2 protein-coding genes are annotated in these 1530 nt (G+C 40.8%); one reads left to right on the forward strand and one right to left on the reverse strand.

Translation table 11 applies throughout. From position 1 onward, the window contains the following. Nucleotides 1-73 precede the first annotated feature (73 nt). On the forward strand, nt 74-1297 hold the full coding sequence (gene pepT / locus QZ359_RS01155) for a peptidase T (RefSeq protein ID WP_293954374.1): 1224 nt from the start codon (nt 74-76) through the stop codon (nt 1295-1297). 140 nt (nt 1298-1437) lie between these two features. On the opposite strand, the gene QZ359_RS01160 is transcribed toward pepT, so the two are convergent. Next, the coding region (locus tag QZ359_RS01160) for a phosphate acyltransferase (protein WP_293954377.1) at nt 1438-1530 on the reverse strand (93 nt) is incomplete at its 5' end.

The raw sequence follows: 1530 nt of genomic DNA on the forward strand, positions 1-1530 counted from the left end.
CCGAACTTCTGTGTTTTGTTTTTCTCTTCTTTCTATGATACAATGGAAAAAATGAATTCAAAAGGAGTTTTTTATGACTTACCCAAATCTCTTGGACCGCTTCTTAACCTACGTTAAGATTAACACGCGCTCTGATGAACACTCTACTACTACTCCAAGTACGCAGAGTCAGGTTGACTTTGCAACCAATGTTCTTATCCCTGAAATGAAACGTGTCGGACTGCAAAACGTCTACTACCTTCCAAATGGTTTTGCGATTGGTACCTTGCCAGCCAATGATTCATCTTTAACACGAAAGATTGGCTTCATCTCCCACATGGATACTGCTGACTTTAATGCCGAAGGAGTTAATCCCCAGGTAATTGAAAACTACGATGGTGGTGTGATTGAACTTGGAAATTCTGGTTTCAAACTCGATCCAGCTGACTTTAAGAGTCTTGAAAAATATCCAGGACAAACGCTCATCACAACCGATGGAACAACCTTGCTAGGTGCTGATGACAAGTCAGGGATTGCTGAAATTATGACTGCTATTGAATATCTAACTGCTCACCCTGAAATCAAACACTGTGAGATTCGTGTTGGTTTTGGTCCAGATGAAGAAATCGGTGTTGGTGCTAATAAATTTGATGCAGAAGATTTTGATGTTGATTTTGCCTACACAGTTGATGGTGGCCCACTAGGTGAACTTCAGTACGAGACCTTCTCAGCAGCTGGTGCTGAATTGCATTTCCAAGGACGCAATGTCCATCCTGGTACTGCCAAAGGTCAGATGGTCAACGCCCTTCAGCTAGCAATTGATTTTCACAATCAACTTCCAGAGAATGACAGACCTGAGTTAACGGATGGCTACCAAGGTTTCTATCATCTTATGGATGTGACAGGTAGTGTCGAGGAAGCGCGTGCAAGCTACATCATTCGTGATTTTGAAAAAGATGCCTTTGAAGCGCGTAAAACAGCTATGCAGTCTATCGCTGATAAGATGAATCAAGAACTTGGTAGCGACCGTGTCACCCTAAACTTGACAGATCAGTACTACAATATGAAAGAAGTCATTGAAAAAGATATGACTCCAATTACCATTGCTAAAGCAGTTATGGAAGATTTGGGGATCACTCCTATTATCGAACCAATCCGTGGAGGGACAGACGGCTCTAAGATTTCCTTTATGGGAATCCCAACCCCTAATATCTTTGCTGGTGGCGAGAATATGCACGGTCGTTTTGAATACGTTAGCCTTCAGACTATGGAACGTGCAGTTGATACAATCATTGGTATCGTAGCCTATAAATACTAAAAATAGACTGGGCAAAAACTCAATTTTAAGAGAAAATGAAGTAAATCTTCCCACAATAAAACGCATAGTATCAGTACATTTCTGTACTGATACTGTGCGTTTTTTGATTATAAATGCGAATTATTTAGTAGCACTTCTCTTTATTGATGAACTGCTTGAGCTGCTGTGATAAGAGTCAACTTGTACACATCATCTGCATTACATCCACGAGAAAGGTCGTTAACTGGTTTGTT

The sequence above is a fragment of the Streptococcus sp. genome, assembly GCF_019414905.1.
Classification (GTDB): Bacteria; Bacillota; Bacilli; order Lactobacillales; family Streptococcaceae; genus Streptococcus.

Excerpts from the sequence above, each read along its gene's own strand:
- pepT (WP_293954374.1), top strand. The coding sequence starts at position 74 with ATGACTTACCCAAATCTCTTGGACCGCTTCTTAACCTACGTTAAGATT.